Here is a 26,396-nt window from a genome sequence, read left to right on the forward strand (position 1 = left end):
TAATGGAGATACGTTTTATGAAGATACTCGTTATTGAAGATGATCATGAGACGGGGCATTATCTCGAAAAGGCTTTTTTGGAAGTAGGGCATTCTGTTGATGTTGCTTATGATGGGGATACGGGATACGCTTTAGCGACCACGGAAAATTATGACGTTATGGTTGTTGACCGAATGCTTTTGCATCGTGATGGCCTTTCTATTATTGCTGAATTGCGCGCTAAAGGCAATGAAACACCGGTTCTTATCCTTTCGGCTTTAGGGCAAGTTAATGATCGTGTAACGGGGTTGCGTGCAGGGGGAGATGATTATTTGACAAAGCCTTATGCTTTTTCTGAACTTCTTGCGCGTGTTGAAGTTTTACAACGGCGGAAAAATCCTAAAGAAGCAGAAACTGTTTATTGTGTAGGTAATCTTGAACTTGATCGGCTAGCACATACGGTAAAACGGGGTGATAGAAACATCCTATTGCAACCACGAGAGTTTCGTTTACTTGAATATTTGATGCGCTATGCGGGGCAGGTTGTTACACGCACTATGCTTTTGGAAAATGTTTGGGATTACCATTTTGATCCACAAACGAATGTCATTGATGTCCATATCTCCCGTTTGAGAGCCAAAATTGAAAAAGATTTTGATGTTCCCCTTCTCCATACCGTGCGTGGAGCTGGATATATGCTGAAAGCACCAGATAACAAAGCATGAATCGTTTGATTAATATAATGCGCACGACGGCGCTAAGGCTTTCAGCACTTTATATTTTATTGTTTGGCTTGGTGGCAACAGGGCTTTCTATTTATATGACGGCATTTTCTGCTTCATTGTTAACAGAGCAAACTGAACAGGCTTTACATGAAGAATTAAAGTATATTGAAAATGCTTATAATTATGGGGGATTATCCTTATTAATGCGCACTATTGATTATCGTTCAAGACAACCAGGAGCATTTCTTTATCTTGTCACGGATTCTATGGGGCGTATTTTAGCAGGAAATGTAGCACGTATTGAATTAGGTCTTTTGAATCAGAGTGGTTTTATTTCTACCTCTTTTTTGTATTCTCGTTTTGGAGAACATGGCAAAACAAGTGAACATCGCGCTTTGGCGGTTATTGTTGATTTACCTAATGCTATGAAGATTCTTATAGGACGCGATTTGGATGAGCCAGAACGTTTTGCAGTGGTTATTCGTAAAGCTGTGATCATTGCACTTGCTGCGATGGTTGGAGGCGCTTTACTCATATGGTTTTTTGTTGGAAGGAGAGCCTTACAAAGGATTGATCATGTAACGGCTGCATCACAGCGCCTGATGGATGGTGATTTCAGTGGGCGTTTACCTGTTTCTGGAGTAGGGGATGAGTTTGATCGATTGTCAACTAATCTTAATGTTATGTTAGACCGCATTGAAGAGTTAAATATTGGTTTACGTCAAGTATCAGATAATATTGCTCATGATCTGAAAACGCCGTTAACGCGTCTTAGAAATCGCGCTGAAGAAGCGCTTTCAGGAAATAAGACAAAGCTTGAATATCGTCAGGTCCTTGATAGGGTTATTGCAGAATCAGATCAACTTATTTGTACGTTCAATGCGATTTTAATGATTTCACGTATTGAGGCCAGCAGTGCAATTGAGCATCTTGAAATGATGAATATGAAACTGATCCTTGAAGATGCTGTTGAGATTTACGAACCTTTTGCTGAAGAGTCAGGTGTTTTACTTCGGTTGGGGAATATATTTGATAAAGAGCTTAAGTTGAATCGTGAGCTTGTTGCACAATCAATTTTTAACCTTATAGATAATGCCATTAAATATGCTTCTAAAGGTAAAAGGAAAGCGGAGGTTTGCTTATCAATGGAATATCGTGATGAACATTTGTTAGTTGTTGTGAGTGATAATGGACCAGGAATAGCAGAGGATAAACTTGAAAAAGTGACAGAACGATTTGTTCGTCTTGAAGAAAGCCGTACACAACCTGGGTTTGGGATTGGTTTAAGTATAGCAAAAGCAGTTATGAAGCTTCACGGGGGTGAATTGTTACTTGAAAATGCAAATCCAGGGCTTAGGGCTGTTTTGTTATTTCCTTAAAGACATTTTTCTTCACTTTTCTCTTTTCATACGTAACAACTATTTTAAAAGTATAAAGCAATAGAAAGGAAGGCAAAATGCTTTTCAAGGGAGCGCAGACGAAACAAGCTTTTTTAAAAACACAGCTTCTCCCTTTATGCCCTCTCGATAAAAGTGGTTCCCAATGGTTAAAAGACATGGAAGAACAAGCAAGGAAAGAAGGTTTAGAATCGCTTGTTTCCCTTATTTCAGAGAGTGGAACGCAGATAGTTTTTATCAGTTCGGTTATGACCTTATCTCCTTTTTTGCGTGAGGTTTTAATTGCCAATCCATCATATCTTAGTGCTTTATTAAATGTTGATATAGAAACAAGGCTGAGCGAAATTATAGATGATATTACGGCTATTGATAAGGATGAATCTATAAATGAAACTTCATTGATGGCTGCTTTAAGGCGCAAAAAACGAGAAGCGCATGTTCTCATTGCTTTAGCTGATTTGAGTGGTGTTTTTACTTACGAAGTTTCATGTGTTTGGTTGACACGTTTGGGCGAAGCAGCATTAAGTGTAGCGCTGCGTTTTCTATTAAGAGAAGCGCATGATCATGGTAAGATCAATTTATTAAGCCGTGAAAATCCAGAAAAAGACTGTGGTTTAATTATTTTAGGGATGGGAAAATTAGGAGCAGGGGAACTTAATTATTCTTCTGATATTGATCTTATTGTTTTCATTGATGAAACATCACCTCATATTGGTAATCTTTCTGAAAGTGTTGACGTATTTTCTAAAATGGTACGCCGATTAATCCGTATCATTCAAGAACGCACTGCGGAAGGATATGTTTTTCGTCTTGATTTTCGACTTCGTCCAGATCCAGGATCAACTCCTTTGGCTCTACCAGTAAGGACTGCCTTGCGGTATTACGAAGGGCGTGGGCAAAATTGGGAACGAGCAGCCATGATTAAAGCACGTCCAGTTGCTGGCGATAAGAGGGCAGGTTTTAACTTTCTTAAAGAGCTTTTTCCCTATGTGTGGCGGAAATATTTAGATTACGCTGCTATTGCTGATATTCATTCGATCAAACGTCAAATTCATGCGCATAAAAATTACGGTCAAATTGCAGCTTATGGGCATAATATAAAGTTAGGTCGTGGTGGTATTCGTGAGATTGAGTTTTTTGTTCAGACACAACAGCTCATTGCTGGTGGGCGTTTTCCTCAATTACGTGGACGCCAGACAGTTGCAATGTTAGCAGAACTTCACACGCTTGGTTGGATCAGTGAGAAAACCAGAAATAGCCTTATAAAAAGTTATGCTTTTCTTCGAAATGTGGAACATCGTATTCAGATGCTTTTCGATGAACAAACACACCTTCTTCCAAATGATATTGCTCAATTCACAAGTGTTGCCTATTTAATGGGTTATCAAGACAGCAGCAGTTTTATCCGTGATTTATTAAAAACACTTCAGGTTGTTGAAAAACATTATGCAGCACTGTTTGAGAATGAGCAAGAACTTGGTTTAGAAATTGGTAATTTAGTTTTTACAGGTGAAGAAGATGATCCGGAGACATTAATAACGTTAAGCCGTTTAGGCTTTGAAAGAGCAAGTGATATTTGTCGTATTATGCGTACTCTCCATTGTGGTCGTTATAAAGCAACGCAATCAGCCGAAGCACGCGAGAGATTAACGGAATTAACACCAGCTCTTTTGAAAGCTTTTGGTGGGACAAAACGAGCTGATGAGGCGATGTTGCGTTTTGATAGTTTTTTACAGGGCTTACCTTCAGGAATTCAGCTTTTTAGTCTTTTGCAGTCTAATCCCTCTCTTTTGGATATGCTTGTCCTTATTATGGGCGCTGCTCCACGTCTTGCAGAAATTATTACACGCAGATCCCATGTTTTTGATGGAATGTTAGATCCGAATATTCTTTCAGAATTACCAACAAAAATGTATTTAGAAAAACGGCTTGAATATTTTCTTGAAAATATCTTTCCTTATGAGGAAATTCTCGATCATTTAAGAATTTTTGCAGATGAACAACGTTTTTTGATTGGTATTCGAATTTTGAATGGTGCAATTACAGGAGAAAGAGCGGGTTTTGCTTTTACTGCGCTTGCTGATCTTATGATTACAAAAACATTTGCTGCCGTTCAAGAGGAATTTTCTCGTCTTCATGGTAGTGTTAAAGGGGGGCGTGTTGGCATATTGGGTATGGGGAAGCTTGGAAGTCGCGAATTGACGGCAGATTCCGATGTTGACCTCGTTTTGCTTTATGAACACGATGATGATGCAGAAATATCTGATGGAGAAAAGCCTCTTTATATCTCTCAATATTATACGCGTTTAGCACAGCGCCTCATTTCTGCTTTATCCACTCTTACAAGCCAAGGTGTTCTTTATGTCGTTGATTTAAGGTTACGGCCGTTAGGCAATAAAGGACCTGTTGCTGTTTCTTTTCCATTTTTTAAAAAGTATTATCGCCAAGAAGCATGGATATGGGAATATCTTGCTTTAACAAGGGCTCGAGGCATTGCAGGAGATCCTGATTTTTTACAAAAGCTAGAAAATGAAGTGTGTGCAATTATTGCTATTTCTCGTGATAAGAAGGAAGTTGCAAAAGAAGTATGTGAAATGCGTTCCTTGATTGCAAAAGAAAAGCCGCCAAAAAATCAATGGGATTTAAAAACGATGTCTGGTGGCATTATGGATTTGGAGTTTATTGCTCAATTTTCTCTTATTACGCATGTCATTGAGTTTCAAATTGGAGCAACAACAGCTGATATTTTAGATCACTTACCAAACAGTTTTCTTAATCAGTCATGTATTGCTGATTTACATTATGCCTATCGTCTTTATACAAATTTGAGTCAAATTATACGGCTTTGCTTAAATGATTCTCTTGATCCCAATAATATGCCACCTGGATTAAGTGACCTTTTGTTAAATAGTGTTGGGGAACCTGATTTGCTTCGTGTTGAAAAGTTAATTGCAGAAACTGGGCAATTGGTCTGTTCAGTTTTTACAAAAATCATGAAACATTAAAATAATTCTATAAGAATAATAAAAATTATTAATTCGATTTTTATATATTAATTTTTGTCTTTTATTTCATTACACGCTTGAGAGACACGCTTGAGAGGGTTAGAGTGAAGTTCTCTACTGATTTCTCAAGTGTGATGAAAAAAATTCTCTGTTAAATGTGCCATTCTAGGTGTCATTCTTTATACAAAAAGCGATGAGTGACGAGTTTAGTGAATGATATTCTTTATGAATCTTATCTCCTGTATATGAAAAAGCATATGGGTCATTTATTAAGCAGCAGTATATCAGATACATTTATGAATTAAGAGATATTCAACACAAGAATATATGCAAGAGTATTTTGATCGTATTTGATCGTACAGATTTATATAAAAACTTATAGAGATTATGTCTCATTACACTAATAATACCAACATATTGAAATCAATATGATAAAAAGCTTTATTGATTACATACCTCATTTTTTCAAAAAAATGACATTATAATTATTTGTATAATTATGGATAATAATGATTAATATGAAGCTATAAAAGATAATATGTAATAATTAATGGAAATACAAAGCATATTTAAAGTTTTTTATAATATTATTTATTAAAACTACTTTTATTTTTTTGTAACTGTGTCATTTTTGCTATAGATTTTTTAAAAAAAATGTGAAACGATTTACTATTATTTATGTATCACATTAGCTTTTAGGGGAGCAATTATGATTACAAAGTATTTAGTCTCAACATCTATCTTTTCTTTAATTTCAATTTCTGTAGTACAAGCGGCGGATGTCATTACTCCTGAACAGCCTGTTCCTGTTATTGCAGTTCCTGCTTTTTCTTGGACAGGATTTTATCTTGGAGGACAGATTGGTAGCTTTTCAGGTAAAACAACTGCAAGTTATTTAAAAGATGAGACGGGGATATGGAATCCAATTGGAAAGGAGGATTTACCTAAACTTTCTGGTTTTATAGGGGGAGTTTATGCAGGTTCCAATATTGATATCGATAATGGTTTTATTATAGGTATTGATACGGATATTATGTGGTCTGATAAAAAGAGTACAAAAGATATTAATCGACCAAAAAAAAGTCAAACTGAAGAAGCTTCTTCAGAAGAAACAAATCTAACAAGAGATTCTCATGAGGAGGATTCGGCAATACCTATTGAAGCTGTACGCCATACTTTAAAACAAAAATGGGCTGGTGCTACGCGGGTGAAAGTTGGTTTTGCGATTGAGCGTGTGATGCCTTATGTTTCTGGAGGGGTTGCTTATACGCAGCTTCAGAATATTTTTGGGTTAGTTGCTGATAGCAACAACAGAGCAGTTAATTTTTCTGATTGGTTGCATGATGAAAAAAAGACCATGATTGGTTATACCCTCGGGGGTGGTGTTGATTTTGCAATGACTGATAATGTTATTGTGCGTGCAGAATACCGTTATTCAGATTTTGGTAAAAAGAAGTTCGTGCATGATAAATTTGAAATGGGCTACAAGACAAACGATTTCCGCGTAGGTGTAGCTTATAAATTTTAAATTTTTGCAGAATTAAAAATTCAAAAGTCTCATTTTCGAATGAGGCTTTTATTTTTTAGATATGTGCTGGAAAATATCCTTCACTCAAAAGAGCTACTATTTTATTCGAACAATACTTTGATTTGTAAATATAATTTACCTTTTTATGTTGAGTGAGAGCCCCAAGTATCATAAGATTTTCTCATTTTTAACCTATACCATGTTGAACCAATCAAAACCATGTTTTTTGTACGTCAAAGGAGGGAGAGCCGTGAGATAAAAAACATTAAAGAAAGAATAAAAATGCCTCTTATGAACCATCTCAAGTGCCAAAGGCTGTCGCTAGATTGGGGTTGGCAAAGTGTGAGATTTGATACTAGTTTGCTTTTTCATAAATGTAAAGATGGTGCTACTAAATGGACTTATCATTACATTATTCATAGGTGCCATGGGGAAATGGATTTGGGTGCTTTAAAAGATGCTTTTTTAACAAACACATGAATTGGCAACTTAATGGCGTTTTTTTTATTTGAAATACCTTTCATACAATCGACTTTTCTGTTTTTCGTTATCGTAAAATATTTTATTTAATAACAAAAAAATTTCTAAAGTACGTAAAATTACATCCGCAATATAACTCAATAATAATGAAAATTCATATTATAATTTTTATTATTATTAGATATTTTATGTAATATTATAAATAATAATTTATAGTAATAAAATAATTATAAAGAGTATTATAAAGTGATTTATAGGAAAAATAGATAGAAAATTAGAAATTTATCGAGACATAAAAAACATTGTTACCTATGCCTGTTATCGAAATAGAATCTATAATTTTTTATAAATCTTTTAAATGTACGATAATAAATGTCGAGTGAAATAAGAGAGAATAATTTCAAATCTATTTACGATAAATCAATCAGCATCGTTTGTTTATCAATTACAAATAGGTTGGGTTATTGAAATTATATACTTTAGTTATTATTGGGATTTTTTAGTCATTGATTTTCAGGTATAGAAGCTGAATAAGCTTCTCTATTATTCTATAAAATATCATCACTGTAGTGATATAAGGATTTTATGCATTAGATGCTTTTGGAGGAGTGTATGATGAAATTCAAGGCGGGATTTGTGTGTAGAGCTTTGTGAAGCAAATCACATGCACAATTAGCAGGTGGAATCCGTGCGACAAGAATCTGGATTATTTATAGATCAGGTGTGGTAGAAATTTTCGTCCTTTAGGACGGGAAGGAAGTAAACCAGTGAGTTTGTAAAGCCAGTCATATAAGAGGGGTAGCAGATGGAATTCTCTGAGAGAAATTGATTTATCGACAGAGAAAGTGGAACTTTGTCGTTTAAAGAGAAATAAGAATTATGATTTCCAAAGGGATATGAAATAAAAATACTTTCGTTTTTGGTTGTTTTGGCAACTATGTTTTTGGTTGTTTTGGCAACTATGAAGGTGTTTAAAGATTAATTGTTTCAGTACATGCAATCTCGTTTTGGGGGGTTATAATGCTATAACGTTGCAATTGGCAGTGCCATTGATTTTGTAAGCGTTCAATGGAAAATAAATTAAAGCCTGCGGGTGGTTTTTTATCACCAAAAGCTTGTGATGCGGAAGGAACACCAACAATAGGAATTTTTTTTATAGGTCCTTCAATGTAATTCAATGTAGGTAAATGAGTATGTCCGTGAAGAATAAGTTCGCAACCGTGATATTTGATAACGTCTAGAAAACGTTTTATATCTCGTAGTTTTTTATGCCAAGATGTTGCCTTGGGAAAGGGGGGATGGTGAATCATGACGACACGAAAAAGGTTACGCTGTGCTGCTTCCTTTAAAAAGAGTGGTAAAGTTTGCGCTTGTATTTTACCAAAATAACCAGAAGCTTGAAAAGGTGGTGTCGCGATGGCTGAAGAAGTTGCTATAATGGCGACATTTTTGCGAATGCGCATATAAGGAAAAAGAAAGGCGCTTTTTTGAGGGACGTCACCTGTGATCCAAGGTTTAAAAAGAGTACATGCTTTTTGGAAAGCACCGCGGACATAGGCGTCATGATTTCCAAATGTCAAGGAAATATCTTGAGGTTGTCCTAAGTTAAGTAGCCAACGATGTGCTTGTTCAAATTCCTTATCTAGAGCAAGATTCACAAGATCACCAGAGATCACAAGATGATCAGGTTTTTTTTTGTTTAAGGCATCTATTAAAGTTTCTAGGACATTTGTTACCATTTGACTCTTACGTTTTCTTTGCCAATTCAGATAACCGGTAAGACGCTTTCCAGAAAGTTCAAAAAGGGAAGGTTGCGGGAGAGGGGAAAGATGTACATCCGATATATGGGCAAGATAAAACATAAAAGCTCGTAGAGTATTAAAAATGATTTAGAGAATAAGCATAAGATAAGTTGATACTTAAAGGCAAGAAGGATTGTAAAATGAAAAATAGCTTGTTGAAAATATGAGAAAATTCTTTGAAGAATTAACGCTGTATTGTATTTTTTATGAAAAGAGCAACATAATACAACATATCATTCTTGGCAATTGATATGTCTTTTGTATGATGGGATAGACTTTAAAATGATGGTCATAAAGTTTTAAGACTTTTAAATAGCTTTTATACGACTACACATTATCATAAAAAATCTAATTATTCAGTATAAAATGCAAAAGAATGTATTGTATTTATCAGGAATTTTTACGGTTTTGGGCTGCCATGTATTGCTTTTAATGGGAGATTTTTTCACGCAAAACAGAACGATTCAAGAGGAATATCCCAAATAAAATATCATTGTGCTGTACATTCATATATTTGTTTTGAAGAGATATTTCCCAGTGCGCTTGATTCCATTTCACGAAAGTTCTCAATACTATGAAAAGCCCCGTTTATAAGGCTTATTATGCGCCACCATTTTACATTTATACAAGGTGCAAAGTAAAACCATTATACTATTCCCCTCCCAATTTTGTGAAAATCCTTGCTTTAAGAGGATTCATAAGAGGTACTTTACTCTTTTCTTCAATGGTTTTTATTCATACAGACCTCTTTTAATGATGTGCAAGCGAGTGATTTTAATTAATTTAATATAGAAAGTATTACAAAAAAGAAAAATCCTACAGGGAATAATGACTCAATATGACTATAATGATAAATTATCATTATAGATCAATGTTTTTATCTAATTGTAAAAGACAAGAAAATACACAAAAAAATAAGCTAAATTTTAAGACTATTATACGAAATTTCAGATTTTTCAACGGCTTTCACGATACCACATGCTGCTCAACAGTAAAAGGCAAGCAAGCAGCGCCAAGAAACCAGAAAATATCGAAAAATAAAAGGTATTAATTAAACGGGTTTCTGTCGCTTCTTTCAGAATAATTGAATGTGCTGGGGAAGAAGACGGGTTTATTTTTGATTGAATCAGCTTGAATGGAGGAAGATGAATGTTTTCTTTTCCCTCAGGATGTAACCGTCCGATATAACCACCGGTGTGTTTAATAATGGGGGCTAGTTTTTCTTGTGTTGAAATTAAGTCAAACAATTCAAGATTATCGAGCATCCCTACAGAAGAAAGTATTGTTAAATCGCCATTTTTAATGGTAAAAATTCCTGTTTCATTAGTGGTCCCAGTTGCGCTGAAGAGACCTTCTTGCTCTTTGGTGAGAGTGATATGTTCTTTTTTTCCAGAAGGAAAGGTTATTTCAGCGGGTTCTGGATGGTCTTTTAGAGTTTGGCGGTGAATTGTTAAATGATGATGGCTGCTAGTTGCACTTAATTTTTCTTCCTCAAGCTCTGGTTCTTTCATGAGCCAATGGGCAATACGACGATAAAGAGCTGCATAAGGACCGCCGCCTTCGAAACCTCGTGCCCAAAGCCAACTTTCATCGGAGAGCAACATGCCTACACGTCCTTTATCAACATGCGCGAGAAGTAAAAGTGGTTGTTCATCGGCTCCTTTCATGAGGGCGATTCCGTTATTTATGTTTTGAATAGCAATTTGTCGCAACCATTGCCCCCATTGAGAAGCTGGAAGGTTAAGTGTTGCAAGGCCCCTTGTGACAGGATGGCGTTCACCTTCTTTGGTTAATGTGGGGCGAAAAGGCTTTTCAATAATAGTTCCATTGGGCAATGCCGGTAGAATGCTTATTAAAGGTGTTTTCGCAAGTGAGTTGTTTTTTGTAAATTCAGGTCCTGTTACCATCAGCAATGCACCCCCCTTTTGTACATATTGGGCGATATAATCATAATAGATTAAGGGTAGGGCAGCAGAGTGCTGGTAGCCATCAAGGATAATGAGATCAAAGTTATTAATCTCTTCAACAAAGAGTTTTCTTGTCGGAAAGACCACCAAGGATAATTGGCTTAAGGGCGTATTATCTGCTTTGGTGGGAGGACGTAAAATAGTAAAGTGAACAAGATCAATATTGGAGTCACCTTTCAAAAGGTCTCGCCATGTCCGTTCTCCATTATAAGGAGCACCTGAAATAAGAAGAACGCGTAAATTTTCTCTGATTCCTTCAATGATTGTTATGGCGCGGTTGTTTTCAAAGCTTAGTTCACCTTTGTGTGGATCGGTTATCACTTGGATAATATTTTTTTCAGCATGAGGAAGGGTAATTTCAGTTTGAAAAATCACGCCAGGAGTTACAGAATAATGGCCAATGTTTTGTCCATTGACGCTTAGTGTAATATTTGCTTTCTGTGGTATTGTTTTTTTGGCGGGGCCTTTATCTTCTACCAAAATGGAGAGCGTTTGTGGTTTGTTGACAAGGGCAAAGCGTGGAGGAGAAATAAACTTGATTTGGCGATCAAATTCATCTGAGTGTCCTGTAATCAGAGCATTGAGAGGTGCTTTATGATGAAGGTCTGAAATGGAAGGGATGTCATGTACTTGTCCATCGGTGATAAAAATGGTTCCTGCATAACGAGAGGACGGCACATCAGATACTGCTTGTGTTAAAGCATCAAACAAATTCGTTGAGGGCGCATACTGATTATCAGCAAGTTTTCCAGCTTCAATAAAGCGTGGTTCAAATTGTGGATAATGCGCCAATGCTTGCGTTAATTGCGCGCGCGCTTCATCACTATCGTTTGTACGTGTTCCAAATGTTTGGCTTTTGCTGCGGTCAATGACAATACCTACTGTGCTTTTCAGTGGTTCGCGCTGTTCTTTTATGATCATTGGATTGAGCAAAGCAAGGATGAGGGCGCTTAATGCCATCAGACGAAATAAAGAACCTTGACGTTGCGTAACAAGACCAACAACGACAAAAAGCATCGATATTCCACTTAAGAACAGAATCCAAATGAGTGGTAAAAAAGGCTGAAAAGTGAAAAATGATATCATTGCCTTCTTTCTCTTTTAAAGCGTTCCAAGAGTGCTGGAACATGAACTTGGTCCGCTTTATAGTTTCCTGTAAGAACATAAAGGACAATATTTAAACCTGCACGAAATGCCCATAGACGTTGCATTGGATCATTGGGAACAAGGGGATATTTCCATGTCCCTTTTTCATCCAGTGCCCAAGCACCGGCAAAGTTATTGGCGGTGATGAGAAGAGAACTTACATTATCACCGCTAGCAAGAGAATTTTTATTTTTTTTGTTTGTTGATGAGGATTCAATCCATAAAGGTGAACCACGGTAGAGACCAGGAAAATCTGGCATAATATAAAAAGAACGTGCAACAACATGATCCGTTGATGCTGGCTCAATGGATGGAATATTTAGCTCTTTTAAGATATCTCGTAATCGTTGCGTTTCTGGAGTGGCATCTCCTTCAAGATTAAGATTGCTCTTTATCTGATCGCGTGTGTCAAATAAAATTGTTCCCCCATGTTTCATAAAGTTATTTATTTTTTCAAGACTTTTGGGAGTAGGTATAGGACTCTTAACATCAATTGGCCAGTAAATAAGAGGATAAAAAGAGAGTTCATCTTTATCGAGATCAAGTGCTGTAACAGAGCCTGGGGTAAGCATTGTACGTTCTGCGATAAATTGACTTAACGCTTCTAGACCACTTTTACTCGTTGTATCAATTTCATGATTATTGGTTATAACATAGGCAAGATGTGTTGCACCAGCAGCTTGTACACTATCATGATGATTTTCTTTCGTTTGTGCATAAAGAGTTGGATCATATGAAAACAAGGCAATAAGACTTATAAAAGGGAGGAGAAACATATTACGCCGTTTCATGAAAGAAAAAATATCTCCCATCCATAAAATGAGAAAATTGTCAAAGGCGAATAATAAGATGGCTAATCCTAAAAGTGGACCGATAAGATTTTTTTCTTTTGTATCGTAAGATAAAGGGCTTTTATTAAGAGAAGTTGGCAATGATGATTGTTTCATCAAGTGCGACGAATGAGTTAAGAGATTGAGTGCATAAAAATCGCTTTTGACACCATAAAGTCCTGGGGGAGTATTATAGGAAGGATGGGGTGGATTTTGAGAGTCAAAGACCAGTGGAACAACATGAGAGGGTGGTACTTGTAATTGTCCGTCAGCGGTTATGGTTCGCCACGGGTTTTGTACCATTGTTCTTTTTTCTCTGTGTGTGAAGTTTGTGTTTTCGTTAGACCCTAATGTGATTAGTTTTTGCAACATTTGTGCAAAAAAGCCAGAAAGAGGAAGATTAGACCATGTGGGGTCAGGAGCAACATGAATGAGAATGAGGGTTCCTTTACCACGTTTTACTGCGGTAATAAGAGGGGTTCCATCCGAAAGGCTAAGCCACGTTTTTTCAAAAAGATCTGGGGTTGGTTCTGCGAGGATTTGGCGCGAGACAGTGACATCTTCTGGAAAAGGAAGATCAAAGAAAAAGCTATTTTTTGCAAAAGGGGCAAGCTTTTGTGGTTTCGTCCAAGACATAATACTTCCAAGGAAACGTTGCCCCTGACGTAGCGGTATCGGAAGGAGACTATCATAATGTTCTGCACTACTGAGTTTTTCTCCTGCAAAGCGGATGAGTGTTCCCCCTTTATTCACAAAATCAGAAAGTTTTTTTTCTGCTTTTTCAGGCATGTTAACCATGTCGCTCATAATGAAAACAGATGGATTTTGTTTAAGCAAATAATCAATATCCGTTGAAAGCTCTCTTCCACCGGCGGTTATAAGCTGTGTATATTTCTGTAATGCTTTGATAATGTAATAAAATGGAGAAAGTAAAGGCTGTGCCATTTCATTGGTATCGGGTGATAGAAGAGCAACACGGCTTATCTTGTTATGGCTGTCTACCAAGAAAGTTGCAGCAGCATGGTTTTGATTATTCATTTTTATCCAAGCGATATCATTGCGTAGTTCAAGTGGTATATCAAAAGGAACAAGAGCTGTTGTTTCTCCTTCAGAGAAATTTTTCGTAAATTGACCGAGAAGTTGATTGTTTGAATCGTAGAGGTTGAGTGTAGCGGAAGTTTTGCCGTGTGTTGTTGAGCGGATAATACGCGCGACCATGCTTCCATCGTTATTTTCTACGGATGTTATGCCGATTAAATCGGAAATATCAGCCAAATACCATAAGAATTTTTCAGGTTTTAATTCTTCAAGCAAAGCAAAAGCTTGCTCATCTTCATTTGTTTGTAATCCATCACTTAAATAAGCAACATCAAGAGGTTTTCCTTTGGTTATTTTTCTGAGTTTTTTCAGTGCGTGCACACGGTTGACAGGCCAAGGACGCGGTTGCAAATGCATTAAATGCTGTTTTATAATCTTGGCGGGTTGCGGCTCTATATTGGATATATCATTTTCAGCCGTTGCAATAAGATAAATATTTTTTTGCTGTTTTTCTACCTGAGCAAGGAGCATTTCAGCGATAGAGATGCGCTTTTTCCATTCTTTTACAGAAGCCCAACCATTATCAATAATGAGTGCAAGGGGTTGAGATCCGGAAAAGCTGATTGGTTTTTGATCCCACGTGGGGCGTGCTAACGCTATGATAACAAGTGCCGCTATGGTTAAACGCAACAAGAGCAACCACCAAGGTGTATGTTTTGCTGTTTCCTGCTGATGAGTTGGTTTGGGTAAGAAGCGTAACGGAGGAAAAAGCTCTTTACGCGGAGATGGAGGAGTTATCCGCAACAGCCACCAAATGACCGGTAGGAACAAAAGCCCTAGTAACAGAAAGGGAGCAGCAAAACTCAAAGGGCCCTCCTTTTTTGCAATGGAGAGTCGCCCATTGTATTTGCAAGATGAAAAATGGTCTCTGTTAAAGGTTGATCCGTTTTACTAACGTGATAAGACCATCCTTGACGTGCGCAAAAATTTGCCAACTCTTGTCGCCTTGCGTGATATAGTTTACAATAGCTCTTACGAAGATCTTCTGCTTTTGTGGAAACATGTTTCTCTTTCGTTTCAGGATCAAAAAATTCTGTGTGACCTGCGTAGGGAAAGCTTTCTTCTGCGGGATCAGAAATTTCAATTAAATGAGCTGTCACCTGTTTTGTAGTTAAAACGGTTAAATGTTGGATGATTTTTTCAGGATAGTCGAGAAAATCACTCATTATAACGACATGTGAAAAGCGTGTAATCGTTGAAAAATCCGGAAATGAATTTTCATCTGAATGATTTTCTAAAGCAAAGGCTATTCGCTCTACGACATTGGATGTCATTGTGGGGGACATTAAGTTTGGAATAGCAATATGTTCGCCACTGCGAGCAAGAAGTGATGCTAGGGTAAGGGTAAGAATAATGGCATGATTACCTTTAGAGATTTTAGAAAAGCGCGAACAGTAATGCATTGATGCGCTCTGATCAGGACAGAGCCAAACGGTTTGTGTCATTTGCCATTCGTGTTCGCGGAGATATGTATTTTCATCACGCGCTGAGCGACGCCAATCAATGCGGGTAATAGATTCTCCTTCAACATAGGGACGAAATTGCCAAAAGTTTTCCCCATTACCGCGTTTGCGTTGTCCATGCCATCCGGTTATCAGTGTATTAGCGATATGACGTGCTTGTAAAAGGAAATATGGCATTTTGCCAGTATCCTTATGCAGTTCATTTGCCAGCGACAATGGAGGCTTTTGTAAAACTTTTTTGCCAATAGCCATTCAAAGAACATCTTTCACAAGGTTATTGATAATATCTTTTACAGTTACATCTTCAGCACGGGCAGAAAAATTAAGAGCCATGCGGTGTTGTAATACGGGATAGGCCAATGCTTCAACATCATCAAGTGAGGGGGCTAAGCGTCCATAATAAAGAGCACGGGCGCGAACACAAAGTGAAAGGGCTTGTGATGCCCGTGGACCAGGTCCCCAAGAAACATAAGTATTAGCAAGGCTATTGTCTTTATGAGGGCGAGTTGAGCGGACAATTTTTAAAATAGCTTCGATCACATTTTCTGAAAGAGGCATTTTGCGAACGATATTTTGAATTTTTTGCAATTTTTTGGCGGATAAAATTGGTTTTGCATTTGATTTCTTTTCTTTTGTTGTTTCTAAAATGATCCGTCGCTCTGTTGTGAGGTCAGGATAGTCAATATCGATTTGCATCAAAAAGCGATCCAGTTGTGCTTCAGGAAGTGGATAGGTCCCTTCTTGTTCGAGAGGATTTTGCGTTGCAAGAACATGAAAAGGTTGTGGCAAATCATAACGGATACCTGCAACAGTAACATGATATTCTTGCATAGCTTGTAAAAGGGCTGACTGTGTCCGTGGAGAAGCACGATTGATTTCATCGGCCATGAGAAGTTGCGTGAAAATAGGACCTTGAATGTACCGAAAAGAACGTTTACCGTCTTTATCGGAATCCATAATTTCAGAACCAATAATATCCGATGGCATTAAGTCAGGAGTAAATTGGATGCGTTTTTCATCAAGCCCTAAGACTGTTCCCAATGTTTCAACAAGACGTGTTTTTGCAAGTCCTGGAGCACCGACAAGAAGGGCGTGACCACCAGCAAAAATAGAGATTAAAGCATATTCGATTACCTGACTTTGCCCAAAAATAACTTTGTCAATTTCTTGTTGTAAAATATCCAATTCTTTGTGTGCCATATCAATATCATCAATAATGACTTGAGCCTCATGATTGATATTGACCTTTTTTACAGAATTGGATGATAGATCATGTTGACTCATATTTCTTCCTTAAGGCGTTTGTCGCAAAAATGGTAATTTTCTCTGCATGATAATGGATATTTTATTGTTTGTAACAGAAAATGAGAAGAAATGAAGTATCATATGCCATTTTTTTCATATTCGTATACAAGAAGAGAAAAGTTTTTTTTGGAAGGAATAGACGTGTTTTATAAGGGATGTCTTAAAAATTTTGTTTTATGAAGAGAGTTCTTTAAAGCAATGAAGACAACTTTTTTGAAAGGTTAAAGGGTGAATATAAGACAGGACTTCAAACAGGTTGCGTGGTTACAACAAAAGGATATCCAAACACTTCTTCGTGTTTTGTCTTTGGAGGGAGAAGAGGCGCGTATTGTAGGGGGAGCAGTGCGCAATCAACTGCTAGGGCAGCCTATTAGTGATATTGATATTGCAACAACTTGTTTGCCGCAACAGGTTATTACACGTGTAGAAGAAGCAGGATTTAAAGCTATTCCTACAGGGATTGCTTTTGGTACAATAACAGTAGTTGCTCATTCATGTTCTTATGAGGTTACAACGCTTCGCTGCGATATTGAAACAGATGGTCGTCATGCAAAAGTGGCATTTGGTCGTGATTGGAAAAAAGATGCTGAACGGCGGGATTTTACGATAAATGCGCTTTATTGTGATGCTGCTGGCAATCTTTATGATGATGTGGGAGGTTTGAGTGATATTGCTAGCCGAACAGTTCGTTTTATTGGGATTGCAGAAGATCGTATTTGCGAAGATTATTTGCGTATTTTACGTTTTTTTCGCTTTTTTGCATGGTATGGAGCAGGGCGACCTGATGTACAAGGATTGAAGGCATGTGTTAGTTTAAAACACGGTTTAAAAAAACTTTCTTCTGAACGTATTTGGGCAGAAATGAAAAAGCTTCTTGCGGCGTTTGATCCAACGCGTGCTCTTTTATGGATGCGACAAAGCAGAATTTTGGCACTTATTTTTCCTGAAACAGAACGATGGGGTATTGATGCAATTCACGCATTGGTGAAGACAGAATACGCTTTTGGTTGGAAAGTTGATCCATTGTTACGGCTAGAAAGCCTTCTTCCTCCTGACCCCATACGTCTTCATGAAATGGCACAGCGCTTGCATTTTTCCCATAAAGAAACAACACGATTAAAAGAATGGGCAGAGTTAGAAATAATAAACCAAAACTGTTCTGATCATTTTGTGCAAAAACTGATTTATTTTCATGGACGACAGCCAGTTTTAGATCAATTATCGTTGTCTGTCGCTGCATCACATCTCGATAATCTGGAAAAAAGTGATGCTTTGCAAAGAGCAGAGGATTATGTCAAGCTTCATCAGCTTGCCAAAAAATGGCAGATTCCAACTTTTCCCATTAATGGTAACGATTTAATAAAGAAAGGTTTTGCTAAAGGTGTGCTTTTAGGAAAAAAGCTTAAAGAGTTAGAAATGATATGGGTCGAAAGCGGATTTTTAATGGATCGTCATGCATTATTAGAAAAAATTGATTTATAATAATAATTCATTATTCGTCATGTGAAACAAGAGCTCCGAATATTGTAAGGTTATTTCAAACCTGTTCATATTACATCAATCAAAATTATAGCCTTACACGTTACAAGTGGGAAGCCGTGTGAGGAAAAATGATTACAGAGAGAAAAAATGTCTTTTATGAACCATCTCAAAGATAAGGATTCTCGAAAGTGAAAACGGATAAAGAGAATAATGATAGCGGTTTGCATTTTGTATGAGCATAAAGAGGGGGATGTCCAATGGATTTTTACTATGAGGAGTATTTAATCATTCATAGGTGGTGATATGAAATGGATGTGATGGGCACTAAGAAATGTTATTTTATCAGCACCTGATTGTTGGAAAATGATAAGTGTTATACGCTCTAACTGTTCTTTATATGTTGTATATTGTTTTTCGTGATAATTTATGAGTTTTTATAGGCATTCTGTAAGTTATTCCAAAAGTATTATTGAACTTTATGCGCTTTTAATTACTCATTATATTCTATAAAAAATATTTTTTTAATTATTTAAAACCATATTTCATGTATTTTTATTGTTCTATTAAAGATTTTAATGGAATTGTTGTGTTTTTATAGATTACAGTTTCTTTCATGATAACCAATTTGGCGTAATGCTTCTCCCGTTGTTATGGCTACGCACATGGCGAGATTTAGAGAGCGTGCCTGTGGTTGCATGGGAATTTTCAATGTGGAATCGGCCGTTTCATGAACATAATCGGGAACGCCAGCTGTTTCACGACCAAAAAGTAAAACATCATTTTTTTGATAGCATATCTGCGTATAGCATGTTTTTGCTTTTGTACTTAAAAGCAACAGACGGCGGTTAAAGTGTTTCATGGAGCTTATAAAATGTTGCCAATCAATGTGTCGTTCTAAGGAAGCATATTCGAGATAATCCAATCCTGCGCGTTTGAGATTACGATCCGACAGATTAAAGCCTGCGGGTTCAATAATGTGCACATGTAAACCAAAACAAGCGCTAAGACGTAAAATCGTTCCAGTATTACCAGCGATATCAGGTTGGAAAAGAGCTATATGAAGTGTCATGTTCTCTGTAATATGATTTTTCTTTCAACTTTGTAAAGAAGCGTTACAATTTATTCGAAAAATATGCTTTGAGAAATACATGTTTTTTTATGTTTTATTTTTATTCACTTTAAATTTCAGGGAAAAAGTTATGTACACAGGTTTGTTTGGGATAAGAGAGAATCTCCCTATTAGGGACTTCCTTTTATTGAGCGATACATGAAATGGATTGGCTCATTATGTTGAAAAGTGGGATATTTAATGAGGTTAGATCATCCATTTTAATGAAAATCAACAAAATATGCTTTTTATGCAAAAGCAGAAGCGGAAAAAATACTCATTCAACCAGTTGGAATTGAGGGAGGGAGAGATGCTGTAAATGTGTTAAAGAAATAACCGATAAGCTCAACTTATTTACTGAGATCTGGTCATAATAAGACTATGTTTCTTTCTTTAGGAGTGTTTATTTACACGCTATCTCCGTTTTTCACAGGCGGGGGAGTAATTTTGATTGATTAATATGAATAGGTTTGAAATGAAAGAAACTTACGGTGTTTCAGGATTTCATTCACTCTGTAAAACGATGAATTATCATTATAAAACAGTTTTTTGTATAGACCATACAAATGGCAGAAGTTTTTTACGGGGATGTTTTTATGGTTGATGCAACTGAGTGATCAAGCATTGTACAATGGGAGAGGGTATGGTAGAAGAATGTTTTAGCAAATAGTCTCTTTAAGTTAAGTCCATGGGTGAGCAAACGAGGCGGGATTTTCTGTTTTTGGTAACAGCTGTTGCAGGAGCAGTTGGAATGGGAGCGGTTGCGTGGCCTTTTATCCGTCAGTTGCGTCCAGATGAAGCTGTTTTGGCATCTTCCTCTGTTGAGGTTGATCTTTCTGGTATTGAAGAGGGGATGTCGGTGACGGTAAAGTGGCGAGGACAGCCTGTTGTTATTCGAAACCGTACAACAAAAGAAATTGCTGATGCGCGCGCTACTGAATTGAGTCTTCTAAAAGATCGTCAAGCGCGCAATCCTAATCTTGAAGGTGAAAAAGAAGCAACAGATTTTGCGCGTTCAGCAGGTAAAGGACGTGAAAATTGGCTTATTGTTATTAATCTTTGTACGCATCTAGGCTGTGTAACACTTGGGCAATCGGGTAAATTTGGAGGATGGTTGTGTCCCTGTCATGGATCTGTTTACGATACCGCTGGAAGAGTGCGGTCAGGTCCAGCTAACTATAATTTGGCTATTCCACCTTACCAATTTCTTTCTGATACTTTGCTCAAAATAGGATAAGGTTATGACAAGGTTTCCTCCTTATTGTCCTAAAAATGCTCTTGCTCGTTGGTTTGATAAGCGTTTTCCTCTTCCTCGTTTTTTTTATAATACATTTGTGATTTTTCCTGTTCCGCGTAATCTTAATTACTTTTACACATTTGGCGGTATTTTGACCATTATGCTTTTATCACAGCTCTTGACTGGTATTGTCTTGGCTATGCATTATGTTCCAGATATTCATTTGGCTTTTGAAACCAGTGAACGATTTCGGCGTGAAGGGCAGTTTGGTTGGCTTTTTCGTCCATGGCATTCTGTAGGCTCTTCGTTTTTTTTTATTGCTGTTTATATCCATTTGGCACGTGGACTTTATTATGGTTCTTATAAAAATATGCGAGAAATGGTGTGGGTTACAGGTATTTTTATTTATATCATCATGATGGCAATAGCATTTTTTGGTTATGTGCTTGTTTGGGGGATGATGTCTATTTCAGCGGCTTCAGTGATTGCAGGGCTTTTAAAAACGATACCTTTTGTGGGGACATGGTTGCATGAGACACTTCTGGGTGGTTATGGCGTAGGACAACCAACGTTGAATCGTTTTTATGTTTTCCATTATGTTTTATCATTTGTTTTGCTTCTTTTTGTGGGGCTGCATATTTGGGCAATCCATTGTGTTGGGCAAGGCAATCCAACGGGTCTTGCTATACAATCAGATAAGGAAACGGTTCCATTTTCACCTTATGCGCTTATCAAAGATATTTTTGCTATTACTGTTTTTTTGATCTTCTTTGCCTGGTTTTTGTTTTATATGCCTGATTATATGGGGCAGGCTGAAAATTATAGTGTGGCAGATCCTTTAAAGGCACCTCTTCGTGTGGTTCCAGAATGGTATTTTTTGCCTTTTTATGCGATACTTCGTGCTATAACTTTTGATATTGGTATTTTCCCTTCAACTTTTGTGGGCTTTGTTTTATTTGTCAGTTCGATTTGCATTTTAATTTTTGTGCCATGGTTAGACCGCTCTAAAATATGTTCAGCAAGATATCGACCTGTTTATAAAATTTTCTTTTGGGCGTTGGTTATTGATGTCGTTTTCCTTGGTTGGTTGGGGTCAAGAGAAATAAATGACAAAATCCTTTTATGGACGCAATTAGCTACGGTTTATTATTTTATATTTTTTTTGGTTATTTTGCCGACTTTGCCAGCGTTTGAAAAAAATTGTTCTCTTCCTTCTTCAATTATGCAAGATTTAAAACAGAAAAAAAAGAGACTATGGTAAATGTTTTTGTCGGACTGATTGTTATCGTTGCTATGAGCTTTTCTGCTCAGAGTTTAGCGGGGGATGCCTCTGATCAGGAGGAGGAATTTATTTCTTTTCCTTTAAGGATTCCTAAAAAACAAGAATGGAGTTTTTCAGGTCCATTTGGGCTTTATGATAAGGCGCAATTGAGGCGTGGATTAAAGGTTTATAAACAAGTTTGTTCCAGCTGCCATGGGCTAAAATATGTGGCTTTTCGCAATTTAAAAGCTCTTGGGTATGATCAAGAACAGATTAAAGCTTTGGCGCGGCAATATGAAGTGCGCGATGGTCCTAATCGAGAAGGAAAATTTTTTAAACGTGCTGGGGTTGCAACGGATTATTTTCCTTCTCCCTTTGCACATGAAGAAGAAGCAAGATTTATTTTAAATAGTGCTTATCCTCCAGATTTGTCATTGATGGCACGTGCACGTGGTGTATCTTTGCCGTTTCCTGCTTTAATTACTGATGCATTGGCTCATTATGATACAGCTGGTCCAGATTATATTACAGCTCTTTTAACAGGATATCAGAAGGCACCGAAGGAGATAAAAATTGCGGATGGTTATTGGTATAATCCTTATTTTATTGCCGGTAATTCTTTAACTATGGCTCCTCCTTTGAGTGATGGTATGGTTGCTTATGAAGATGGAACCCCAGAAATCATTGAACATTACGCGCGCGATGTTTCTGCTTTTTTGATGTGGGCTGCCGATCCTCATATGGAAATTCGTAAAAAAACCGGTTTTCGTGTTATTTTATTTTTAATCATTTTTGCAGGGCTTGTTTATATTTTAAAAAATCGTATTTGGTGTGGTTTAGAAGAAGAGTTAGAGAAAGAAACAAAAGACGAAATAAAGAGAAAATGATAAAGCGACAAGGCTTGAAAGAGTATAGAGTATAAAGAGCATAAGGAACAAATCTGTTTATGATGCATTGAGGTTTTATAAAGTAAAAGCAAAGTAAAAACGGAGATGTTAAAATGAAAAAAATTGCATGTACTACTCTTATGTCAATTTTGATGGTTTCTAGTACTTACGCTCAGTCTTTTGAAGTGCCTTCAAAACCTGAAATGATCTCTTCGACGGGTATTGTACAGGTGGGGGTAGATAAGTCTGTGCGTTATGTGACACCTTTAGCAACGGATTTTGTTGCTTCCAGCCTTATAGGCGCCAATGTATATAATATAGAAGATGAAAATATTGGTGAAGTAAAAGATATTATTTTACGTGAAAATAATATTGCAGGGTTTGTTGTTGCTGTTGGTGGTTTTCTTGGCATAGGCGAGAGTTATGTGGTCGTTTCTCCAGAAACAATCCAGATGACAAATGATTATGGTAAATGGAAACTCATTACAAATGCGACAAAGGATTCTTTAAAGGACGCTCCAACATTTAAATACGAAGGGCGTTGGACGCGCTAATTTTATATTCCCATTCTTTAATGGATAAAACTGTTGCTATCATAATAATATGCTAGCAACGTTTTTTTTGTTCAAAAAATTCTTGGGAGCTTTTGCGACAAGATTCCAAGGACCTATTACAAAGTTTTCAAGATAAACTATTAAGACAGAGTGAAGATTTAAGTATTATGTTTAAATAACATGACATCGCCATCTTGCACAATGTATTCTTTTCCTTCATCGCGGGCTTTTCCTGCTTCTTTTGCACCGCTTTCTCCACCCAGAGCAATATAGTCATTGTAGCTGATGGTTTGGGCACGAATGAAACCGCGCTCAAAATCTGAGTGAATAACGCCAGCTGCTTGGGGAGCTTTTGTACCACGCGTAATTGTCCATGCTCGTGTTTCCTTAGGCCCACAGGTGAAGTAAGTAATGAGATCAAGTAAATGGTAACCAGCGCGAATAAGGCGATTTAAACTTGGTTCAAAGAGTCCTAGAGCATTGAGATATTCTGATGCTTCAGCATCACTCAGTTGTGTGATTTCCGCTTCGATAGAAGCAGAAATGATAATGCTTTGCGCATTTTGCTCTGTTGCCATTTTTTCAACTGTTTGGGTAAAGCTATTTCCATGAGCGGCGTCATTTTCGCTTACGTTACAAACATAAAGTACAGGCTTGGAGGTTAAAAGATTCAAACTCCTAAGAATGTGGTGTTCATCGGAAGAGATATCTTTGAGTAATAACCGGACAGGGTTTCCCTGTTGCAGTATGTTTAATGCTTTTTCCATAATGGGTAAAATTGTGAGAGCTTCTTTGTCTTTTCCGGTCGCACGTTTACGGATTTGTACGATTCGTCGCTCAAGGCTCTCAAGATCGGCAAGCATGAGTTCGGTTTCAACGGTTGTGGCATCAGAAACAGGATCAATACGTCCTTCTACATGGGTAATATCTTCATTTTGAAAACAGCGTAAAACGTGGACAATGGCATCGACTTCGCGAATATTGGCTAAAAATTTGTTTCCTAAACCTTCGCCTTTTGAAGCTCCTCGTACAAGCCCCGCAATATCGACGAAGTTAATGCGTGTAGGAATTATTTCTTTTGAACCAGCGATTGATGCAATTTTTTCCATTCGTAAATCTGGAACAGCAACTTCACCGGTATTGGGTTCAATGGTACAAAAAGGATAATTGGCAGCCTGTGCAGTGGCTGTTTTTGTTAATGCATTAAAAAGAGTTGATTTCCCAACATTAGGTAATCCGACAATACCGCATTTAAAGCCCATGAGAGTCTTTCTTTTCTTTTGATTTTATAGTCAAGATAAAGCTTCTTTATTTATAGCATATTTTTAGAAGAGTTATAGTCTTTGTGTTGCGATAAGTGAGAAAAAAGTCTAAAGTAACAGATAATTTGCTTTTTTTACCTTAGTTCTTCTTATCTTAATGCTCTCCTTAGTCTCAAGGATAAGAAAACTTCGAATTAATGTTAATAATGTGCTAAGTTTTTCATGGTATGCAAATCTGCATAAATAATTAATCGGAGAAAATAGAAGAGTGTTATCTCGTTGTGTCTTTTTAATTGCAGCACTTTTGGCTTTAGCTGGATGTGCTACACATCAGTCAGATATGTCATCAGTTTCTTTTCAACAAGTTCGATACATTCCACCAGAAATACAGGCTTTGTACGGTCCTGTAACGAATGAGACCTATTTGTTACCTGCTGTTGATCTTGCGACAATTGATCCAAAGTTTTGGCGACAAGAAGTGATTTATTATACATCTTATCCACCTGGAACATTGGTTGTAGATACGCAAGAGTGTTTTCTTTACCTTATTGGTGAAAATGGAAAGGCTTTACGTTATGGGATTGGGGTCGGTAAGGAAGGTTTAGCATTTGAAGGTGAAGGGGTTGTACAGCGCAAGCGTCGTTGGCCAAATTGGGCTCCTACTGCAGCTATGATGGCTCGAGAACCAGAACGTTATGGTCATCTTGGGAAAGGAATGCCACCAGGACCCGATAATCCATTAGGTGCGCGGGCACTTTATTTGTTCAAAAATGGGAAAGATACACTTTTCCGTATTCATGGCTCACACGAATCGTGGTCAATTGGGCGTGCTATTTCAAGTGGGTGTATTCGTTTGCTTAATCAAGATATTATTGATCTTTATGATCGTGTTCCCGTTGGTTCGCGTGTTGTGGTATTACAAAACAATAGGAATATTCCTACAGTTTATAGTCAACAATCAAATGGCTATGATCCGCTACAGTCGACCATTCAGCCAAATGAATTTTTTTAATTTAGGGGAGAAAATTGAAGAGAACTGTTTGAGTATTTTGGTTTGCTGTTCAATCTTCTCTTTCTCTCAAGAGAGAATATAAGCCTTTCTTTTTCAAAAGTGTGTATAAGCTTGTATTCTTATTTTATTTTCTAGCTTCTCAGGTTGCCAACAGATTTTGCCTTTGAGAAAGTGTATAAGAGACATTTTTTTCAAGAGTTCTTATCCATATGCTTCACGCGACTGTGACACGCAAGTCAATGGTTTTGATTGTTTTTTATCGTTTGTGAAATTTCATTCATAAAGAGGGATTTGTCATCTTTTATAAGGAGAGCGATATTTTTTGCAATTGTCTCTAAGAGAGGGGATAACCACTCTTGATCAGATTTGGTAAAATTTCCCAGAACATGCTGATGAACAAGTTCTCTGCTTCCAGGATGACCAATTCCTATGCGTATACGACAATAGTCAGTGCCACAATGGGCATCAATAGACTTAATACCATTATGCCCATTATTTCCTCCACCAATTTTTATACGAACTTTTCCCGGTGACAGGTCTAACTCATCATAAATGATGATCAAATTCTTCAGATCTACTTTATAAAATCGCAAAGCTTCACCGATAGCTTGACCAGAGAGATTCATGAAAGTTTGGGGTTTGATAAGAAAAATTTTCTCATTATTTATGAAACCATTAGAGATTTCTGCTTGAAACTTCTTCGACCATGGAGAAAAAGAGAAGGACTGATAAATGGCATCAACAGTCATAAAACCGATATTATGGCGGTTATTTTGATATTGTAAACCAGGATTGCCAAGACCAGCGATAAGCCACATGTGTATCTTCAGTCAAAGTATGAGTAAGGGTAATGTCTCATAAATTAAGG

18 protein-coding genes are annotated in these 26,396 nt (G+C 37.2%); 10 read left to right on the forward strand and 8 right to left on the reverse strand.

All coding sequences use genetic code 11. The features are described from left to right. Positions 1 to 17: 17 nt before the first annotated feature. From ACFIKY_RS00665 to ACFIKY_RS00680, 4 genes are all read left to right on the forward strand, one after another. Positions 18 to 704 carry a response regulator transcription factor gene (locus ACFIKY_RS00665; protein ID WP_012754868.1) on the forward strand — a complete coding sequence of 229 codons (687 nt, stop codon included), beginning with the start codon at positions 18 to 20 and terminating at the stop codon, positions 702 to 704. After that, positions 701 to 2,083 carry an ATP-binding protein gene (locus ACFIKY_RS00670; RefSeq protein ID WP_375635733.1) on the forward strand — a complete coding sequence of 461 codons (1,383 nt, stop codon included), beginning with the start codon at positions 701 to 703 and terminating at the stop codon, positions 2,081 to 2,083. The genes ACFIKY_RS00665 and ACFIKY_RS00670 overlap by 4 nt, the downstream gene beginning before the upstream one ends. 77 nt (positions 2,084 to 2,160) lie before the next feature. After that, a complete protein-coding gene (locus ACFIKY_RS00675; RefSeq protein ID WP_375661284.1) occupies positions 2,161 to 5,106 on the forward strand; it encodes a bifunctional [glutamine synthetase] adenylyltransferase/[glutamine synthetase]-adenylyl-L-tyrosine phosphorylase in 2,946 nt (981 codons plus the stop codon). Between the two features lie 709 nt (positions 5,107 to 5,815). Continuing rightward, entirely contained in the window at positions 5,816 to 6,634 is an 819-nt protein-coding gene (locus ACFIKY_RS00680) for an outer membrane protein (protein ID WP_375644858.1), read from the forward strand. A gap of 1,451 nt (positions 6,635 to 8,085) precedes the next feature. Here the strand turns inward: ACFIKY_RS00680 and ACFIKY_RS00685 are convergent. The 5 genes from ACFIKY_RS00685 to ACFIKY_RS00705 form a co-directional block, all read right to left on the reverse strand. Then, complete coding sequence (locus ACFIKY_RS00685) at positions 8,086 to 8,976, reverse strand: metallophosphoesterase family protein (protein ID WP_375635730.1); 891 nt, start codon at positions 8,974 to 8,976, stop codon at positions 8,086 to 8,088. Between the two features lie 896 nt (positions 8,977 to 9,872). Further along, a complete protein-coding gene (locus ACFIKY_RS00690) occupies positions 9,873 to 11,969 on the reverse strand; it encodes a glutamine amidotransferase (RefSeq protein ID WP_375635729.1) in 2,097 nt (698 codons plus the stop codon). Then, a complete protein-coding gene (locus tag ACFIKY_RS00695; protein ID WP_375661285.1) occupies positions 11,966 to 14,764 on the reverse strand; it encodes a DUF4159 domain-containing protein in 2,799 nt (932 codons plus the stop codon). Before ACFIKY_RS00695 ends, ACFIKY_RS00690 begins: the two co-directional genes overlap by 4 nt. Continuing rightward, positions 14,761 to 15,672, reverse strand: coding sequence for a DUF58 domain-containing protein (locus tag ACFIKY_RS00700; RefSeq protein WP_375652888.1), 912 nt, complete (start codon positions 15,670 to 15,672; stop codon positions 14,761 to 14,763). The genes ACFIKY_RS00695 and ACFIKY_RS00700 overlap by 4 nt, the downstream gene beginning before the upstream one ends. Further along, entirely contained in the window at positions 15,673 to 16,704 is a 1,032-nt protein-coding gene (locus tag ACFIKY_RS00705) for an AAA family ATPase (protein ID WP_375652886.1), read from the reverse strand. 249 nt (positions 16,705 to 16,953) lie between these two features. Here ACFIKY_RS00705 and ACFIKY_RS00710 point away from each other — a divergent pair, with 249 nt between their 5' ends. Continuing rightward, positions 16,954 to 18,207: a CCA tRNA nucleotidyltransferase gene (locus ACFIKY_RS00710; RefSeq protein ID WP_375661286.1), complete on the forward strand. Its 1,254-nt coding sequence runs from the start codon at positions 16,954 to 16,956 to the stop codon at positions 18,205 to 18,207. 592 nt (positions 18,208 to 18,799) lie between these two features. Here ACFIKY_RS00710 and ACFIKY_RS00715 read toward each other — a convergent pair. Then, positions 18,800 to 19,276, reverse strand: coding sequence for a tRNA (cytidine(34)-2'-O)-methyltransferase (locus tag ACFIKY_RS00715; RefSeq protein WP_375661287.1), 477 nt, complete (start codon positions 19,274 to 19,276; stop codon positions 18,800 to 18,802). Between the two features lie 727 nt (positions 19,277 to 20,003). On the opposite strand from ACFIKY_RS00715, the gene petA reads away from it, so the two are divergent. From petA to ACFIKY_RS00735, 4 genes are all read left to right on the forward strand, one after another. Continuing rightward, entirely contained in the window at positions 20,004 to 20,552 is a 549-nt protein-coding gene (gene petA, locus ACFIKY_RS00720; RefSeq protein WP_330167301.1) for a ubiquinol-cytochrome c reductase iron-sulfur subunit, read from the forward strand. A gap of 4 nt (positions 20,553 to 20,556) precedes the next feature. Then, positions 20,557 to 21,813, forward strand: a complete 1,257-nt coding sequence (locus tag ACFIKY_RS00725; RefSeq protein ID WP_375647053.1) for a cytochrome bc complex cytochrome b subunit — start codon at positions 20,557 to 20,559, stop codon at positions 21,811 to 21,813. After that, entirely contained in the window at positions 21,807 to 22,700 is an 894-nt protein-coding gene (locus ACFIKY_RS00730) for a cytochrome c1 (protein ID WP_375635722.1), read from the forward strand. The genes ACFIKY_RS00725 and ACFIKY_RS00730 overlap by 7 nt, the downstream gene beginning before the upstream one ends. Positions 22,701 to 22,813: 113 nt before the next feature. After that, a complete protein-coding gene (locus tag ACFIKY_RS00735) occupies positions 22,814 to 23,254 on the forward strand; it encodes a PRC-barrel domain-containing protein (protein WP_012754882.1) in 441 nt (146 codons plus the stop codon). Between the two features lie 158 nt (positions 23,255 to 23,412). On the opposite strand, the gene ychF is transcribed toward ACFIKY_RS00735, so the two are convergent. Continuing rightward, on the reverse strand, positions 23,413 to 24,516 hold the full coding sequence (gene ychF, locus ACFIKY_RS00740; RefSeq protein ID WP_375661288.1) for a redox-regulated ATPase YchF: 1,104 nt from the start codon (positions 24,514 to 24,516) through the stop codon (positions 23,413 to 23,415). Positions 24,517 to 24,784: 268 nt separating this feature from the next. Between ychF and ACFIKY_RS00745 the strand changes: the two genes are divergently transcribed. Next, complete coding sequence (locus ACFIKY_RS00745) at positions 24,785 to 25,528, forward strand: L,D-transpeptidase (RefSeq protein ID WP_375661289.1); 744 nt, start codon at positions 24,785 to 24,787, stop codon at positions 25,526 to 25,528. A gap of 236 nt (positions 25,529 to 25,764) precedes the next feature. Here the strand turns inward: ACFIKY_RS00745 and pth are convergent, their stop codons facing one another. Then, the gene (pth, locus tag ACFIKY_RS00750; protein ID WP_375661290.1) at positions 25,765 to 26,346 is read right to left on the reverse strand and encodes an aminoacyl-tRNA hydrolase; all 582 of its coding nucleotides are present in this window, start codon (positions 26,344 to 26,346) and stop codon (positions 25,765 to 25,767) included. Positions 26,347 to 26,396: the final 50 nt, after the last annotated feature.

Origin of the sequence: Bartonella sp. CR127HXZ, assembly GCF_042194555.1 — a bacterium.
Classification (GTDB): domain Bacteria; phylum Pseudomonadota; class Alphaproteobacteria; order Rhizobiales; family Rhizobiaceae; genus Bartonella; species Bartonella grahamii.

What these genes read in the sequence shown, in the direction of transcription:
- ACFIKY_RS00705 (WP_375652886.1), bottom strand. Translation starts at nt 16,704, where the DNA reads ATGAGTCAACATGATCTATCATCCAATTCTGTAAAAAAGGTCAATATC.
- ACFIKY_RS00725 (WP_375647053.1), top strand. Translation starts at nt 20,557, where the DNA reads ATGACAAGGTTTCCTCCTTATTGTCCTAAAAATGCTCTTGCTCGTTGG.
- ACFIKY_RS00675 (WP_375661284.1), top strand. Translation starts at nt 2,161, where the DNA reads ATGCTTTTCAAGGGAGCGCAGACGAAACAAGCTTTTTTAAAAACACAG.
- ACFIKY_RS00690 (WP_375635729.1), bottom strand. Translation starts at nt 11,969, where the DNA reads ATGATATCATTTTTCACTTTTCAGCCTTTTTTACCACTCATTTGGATT.
- ACFIKY_RS00670 (WP_375635733.1), top strand. Translation starts at nt 701, where the DNA reads ATGAATCGTTTGATTAATATAATGCGCACGACGGCGCTAAGGCTTTCA.
- ACFIKY_RS00680 (WP_375644858.1), top strand. Translation starts at nt 5,816, where the DNA reads ATGATTACAAAGTATTTAGTCTCAACATCTATCTTTTCTTTAATTTCA.
- ACFIKY_RS00715 (WP_375661287.1), bottom strand. Translation starts at nt 19,276, where the DNA reads ATGACACTTCATATAGCTCTTTTCCAACCTGATATCGCTGGTAATACT.
- petA (WP_330167301.1), top strand. Translation starts at nt 20,004, where the DNA reads ATGGGTGAGCAAACGAGGCGGGATTTTCTGTTTTTGGTAACAGCTGTT.
- ACFIKY_RS00665 (WP_012754868.1), top strand. Translation starts at nt 18, where the DNA reads ATGAAGATACTCGTTATTGAAGATGATCATGAGACGGGGCATTATCTC.
- ACFIKY_RS00730 (WP_375635722.1), top strand. Translation starts at nt 21,807, where the DNA reads ATGGTAAATGTTTTTGTCGGACTGATTGTTATCGTTGCTATGAGCTTT.
- pth (WP_375661290.1), bottom strand. Translation starts at nt 26,346, where the DNA reads ATGTGGCTTATCGCTGGTCTTGGCAATCCTGGTTTACAATATCAAAAT.
- ACFIKY_RS00735 (WP_012754882.1), top strand. Translation starts at nt 22,814, where the DNA reads ATGAAAAAAATTGCATGTACTACTCTTATGTCAATTTTGATGGTTTCT.
- ychF (WP_375661288.1), bottom strand. Translation starts at nt 24,516, where the DNA reads ATGGGCTTTAAATGCGGTATTGTCGGATTACCTAATGTTGGGAAATCA.
- ACFIKY_RS00685 (WP_375635730.1), bottom strand. Translation starts at nt 8,976, where the DNA reads ATGTTTTATCTTGCCCATATATCGGATGTACATCTTTCCCCTCTCCCG.
- ACFIKY_RS00700 (WP_375652888.1), bottom strand. Translation starts at nt 15,672, where the DNA reads ATGGCTATTGGCAAAAAAGTTTTACAAAAGCCTCCATTGTCGCTGGCA.